The sequence below is a fragment of the Chitinimonas sp. BJB300 genome (assembly GCF_002735695.1).
GTDB lineage: Bacteria > Pseudomonadota > Gammaproteobacteria > Burkholderiales > Chitinimonadaceae > Chitinimonas.
Genome location: NZ_PDZH01000243.1, coordinates 1 through 2,895, shown reverse-complemented (window position 1 = coordinate 2,895; position 2,895 = coordinate 1). Strand labels below are relative to the sequence as shown.

Sequence of the window (2,895 nt, the reverse complement as noted above, 5' to 3'; positions counted from 1 at the left end):
GCGACATTCTGGAAACGGGTAATGATTCCTACCGATTCAAACACCGCAAGAAAGGGTCGAAGACGTACTGAGTAAATGGAAAGAATTGGACGCTGTTACCTGGTAACTATTGGGCGCTGTTTGACAAATCTGAAGCCCTTACCGCTGCCTTAATAGACGTAGGACTCGCTGCATGACCGATGCCAATTTCCTGCCCCAACCTAATGTTGATGGTTTAGTAAAACTTACCGGTAGCATCACTGGCTATAGCTGCCGACGCGAGAGCGCAAGTTTTGTATTTACCGAGTCCGATCAAACGAAGATGGGCGTTATTGCCATAGGTGCCGCAATGGCTGGCTTAGGGGGGCAAGCAATTTCTACTGCCGCCAACGCGACTAGCATGGAAGAGGAAGCAGATTACGTACAGTTTTCGCTTAACGGCCAACCGGTAAAAGGCTGGGTTTGGCGTAGCCCCTTTAAGAATGGTGATGAGGTTGAAGTAGCAGCGGAATGGCAGGGCGACCACTTTGAAGCATTTGGCATTGCTCGACCAAAAGATAAGACCATTGCGCTCTATCCACACAGCTCCCGAGGGATGCGGAAGCATACTTATAACGCAGCAAAATGGTGGCTGATTGGCACAGCATTTGTGCTGATGGTAGGTGCTCTGATGTGTTGGTTCGTAACAGAAGATTTGGAGGAATACCTAAAATTTATGAGAGTGATTTTCTCGAAAACTGCGGTTGTTATGATAATTATTTTTGGTGTTATGACTTTCTTTTTAGCGCGCAAATGGCTGCCCTTTGTGCGATTGGCAGAAAAGGTTTTCCGCGCCCTTGATTGGCCTAATCCCAGTAATGTCGATTTGGTAAAGTCTTCCAATGCCCAGCGCACAGAAAAAGACCCCGGCGAGTTCGGCACGTTCTACTTCCGGTATTGATCCACAACCACAGCGGATAACCTTGCCGCTGCATCCCTCAAAGCCGCGCCAGTGCTAACACAGACTGGCGTGCTTGTTTTTCAGGCAGCGTATATAGGCTACTGAGGGGGGTGAATTCAACACACCCCCCTTTCGCGGCTTAAAGCCCTATCAAATCAGCCACCAAACTCACCGGGGGCGACCCACACAATCTCACTCACGATCAATTAAAACCGTGAGAGAGAGATGTCCTATCAAATCCTGGCGAAAGACGCCGCAACCGAACTGGCCAAAGCGGCCCCACCTATCTCGGTGGGGGCTTTTACGCTGTCTGGCATCACCATCAATGAATGGGTAGCCCTCACCACCTTGGTGTATGTGGTGCTACAGGCTGTATTCCTTATTTACCGCTGGCGGCGACTCGCCCGTGGCCAGGACAAGGGGAGTACAGGGGAATGAGCCTCAAGGCCCGCTTAATAGGGGCCGGCGCGGTAGGAGCGGTACTGACTGCTGCGCTTTTGATTGCCCCGCATGAAGGTGAGGTGCGCAGTACTTACGCCGATCCCTTGGTGCGCACCACTGTACATCCTCTTGGCATTCCCACCGCCTGCTTTGGCCAGACCGGCACCGACATTCGCATGGGCCAAGCCTATACGGCTGAGCAATGCGCCCAAATGCTGGTGGGTGAGGTGCGTGACGTACTGCAACAGGTAGATGAATGCATGCCCGGTCTCCCGGCTGGCCCGCGTGCTGCCTTTACCAGCTTGGCTTACAACATCGGTGCGCAGAACCTGTGTAGTTACCGACTCGCTGAGAGGGCTAGGCAGGGCGATTATGCCGCTGCTTGCCGTGGCATTGACTCGGTTGTGTATGTCGCTGGTAAGGACTGCCGCGACCCCGCCAACGGCTGTAGTGGCATTGTGAAGCGCCGCAACCAGGAGCGTGCGGTATGTGAAGGGAGGGCTGCCTGATGAAGCTGACCTACTCCACAAAGGCGCTGCTGTTGTTGGGCATGGGCGGGGTGGCGGCCTGTGCGCTGGTGGCATGTCCGACTTTTCGGGTAATTTCCCTAAAAGTAGTAACAGATACTCAAACCGAGTCGGCAGCCCCGGCTGCTGCTATCCGCCAGGATGACGGCTCACTGGTAGCGGTTCGTGCTGCCATGACGCCCAAGGAGGCCGGTCCCGCCCCGCATAAGCTGCCTCCAGGCAGTAAAGAGCTACGCCGCCTCACGACCCGCCTCACGCCTCGCCCTGTGTTGGGAACCACCCCGGACGGCGAACCCACCTGTCGCTGTGAGCCTGTAACGCTGACGACATCCTTGGTTGACGACGGTAAGGGTGGACGTCGTGTAGTGCAATCTGCCGTAGGGGCGGACATCGACACTGCAACTGACACCCCGCTGATACTCGACACCCTAGGAGCGAAGCCCCGCCCTTGGAGTGCTGGCCTATCGTATGGACCGATAACCCAAGAGCCAGGAGCGTGGATAGCCCGAGACCTAGGGCGTGTACGTACCCGCTTAGACCTGATTGTGCGTCGTGGTGAGGTAGAGCCACGTATTTCCATTGGATGGGCTTGGTAAATGGCACGCAAGGAAGTTGATTGGGAAGGTATCGAGGGCGACTACCGTGCTGGTGCGTTGTCATTGCGTGAGATAGGCAGGAAGTTCGATGTATCCGACACCCTCATTCGGCGCAAGGCAAAGGAGTTGGGTTGGGAGCGGGATCTGAGTGAGAAAGTGCAAGCTGAGGTAAGAGCTGAGCTTGTTCGCACAGAAGTTCGCAACAGTCAGGCGCGAACCAACCAGTGCGAACCTGCGAACTTGCGAACCAAACGCACAGCCGACCCCAAGCGTGACCGGGAGATTGTGGAAGCCGCTGCTGCTACGGGTGTAGCGGTTGTCATGAGCCACCGCAGAGATGTGGCTGCCGCACGGGGTATCGCCAGCTTGCTACTCAATGAGCTTCACGACGCCAGCCAGGATATTGAGGCGA

General features: G+C 55.3%; 4 protein-coding genes and 1 pseudogene. All 5 read left to right on the top strand.

Annotation, left to right across the window (positions count from 1 at the left end; translation table 11 throughout):
* The first annotated feature begins 172 nt into the window (after positions 1-172).
* Positions 173-919 (top strand): putative type VI secretion system effector, encoded by a 747-nt coding sequence (locus tag CSQ89_RS20785; protein ID WP_099407893.1) that lies wholly within the window; start codon positions 173-175, stop codon positions 917-919.
* Between the two features lie 225 nt (positions 920-1,144).
* Complete coding sequence (locus CSQ89_RS20780) at positions 1,145-1,357, top strand: hypothetical protein (protein WP_099407892.1); 213 nt, start codon at positions 1,145-1,147, stop codon at positions 1,355-1,357.
* Positions 1,354-1,869, top strand: coding sequence for a glycoside hydrolase family protein (locus CSQ89_RS20775; RefSeq protein ID WP_144114585.1), 516 nt, complete (start codon positions 1,354-1,356; stop codon positions 1,867-1,869). The genes CSQ89_RS20780 and CSQ89_RS20775 overlap by 4 nt, the downstream gene beginning before the upstream one ends.
* On the top strand, positions 1,869-2,483 hold the full coding sequence (locus CSQ89_RS20770) for a hypothetical protein (RefSeq protein WP_099407890.1): 615 nt from the start codon (positions 1,869-1,871) through the stop codon (positions 2,481-2,483). The genes CSQ89_RS20775 and CSQ89_RS20770 overlap by 1 nt, the downstream gene beginning before the upstream one ends.
* Positions 2,484-2,895 (top strand): annotated as a pseudogene (locus CSQ89_RS20765) (hypothetical protein); the annotation flags it as partial. It abuts the gene before it with no gap.

Bases quoted from the DNA above. Each gene is read 5' to 3' on its own strand.
- CSQ89_RS20785 (WP_099407893.1), top strand. From the start codon at position 173: ATGACCGATGCCAATTTCCTGCCCCAACCTAATGTTGATGGTTTAGTA.
- CSQ89_RS20780 (WP_099407892.1), top strand. From the start codon at position 1,145: ATGTCCTATCAAATCCTGGCGAAAGACGCCGCAACCGAACTGGCCAAA.
- CSQ89_RS20775 (WP_144114585.1), top strand. From the start codon at position 1,354: ATGAGCCTCAAGGCCCGCTTAATAGGGGCCGGCGCGGTAGGAGCGGTA.
- CSQ89_RS20770 (WP_099407890.1), top strand. From the start codon at position 1,869: ATGAAGCTGACCTACTCCACAAAGGCGCTGCTGTTGTTGGGCATGGGC.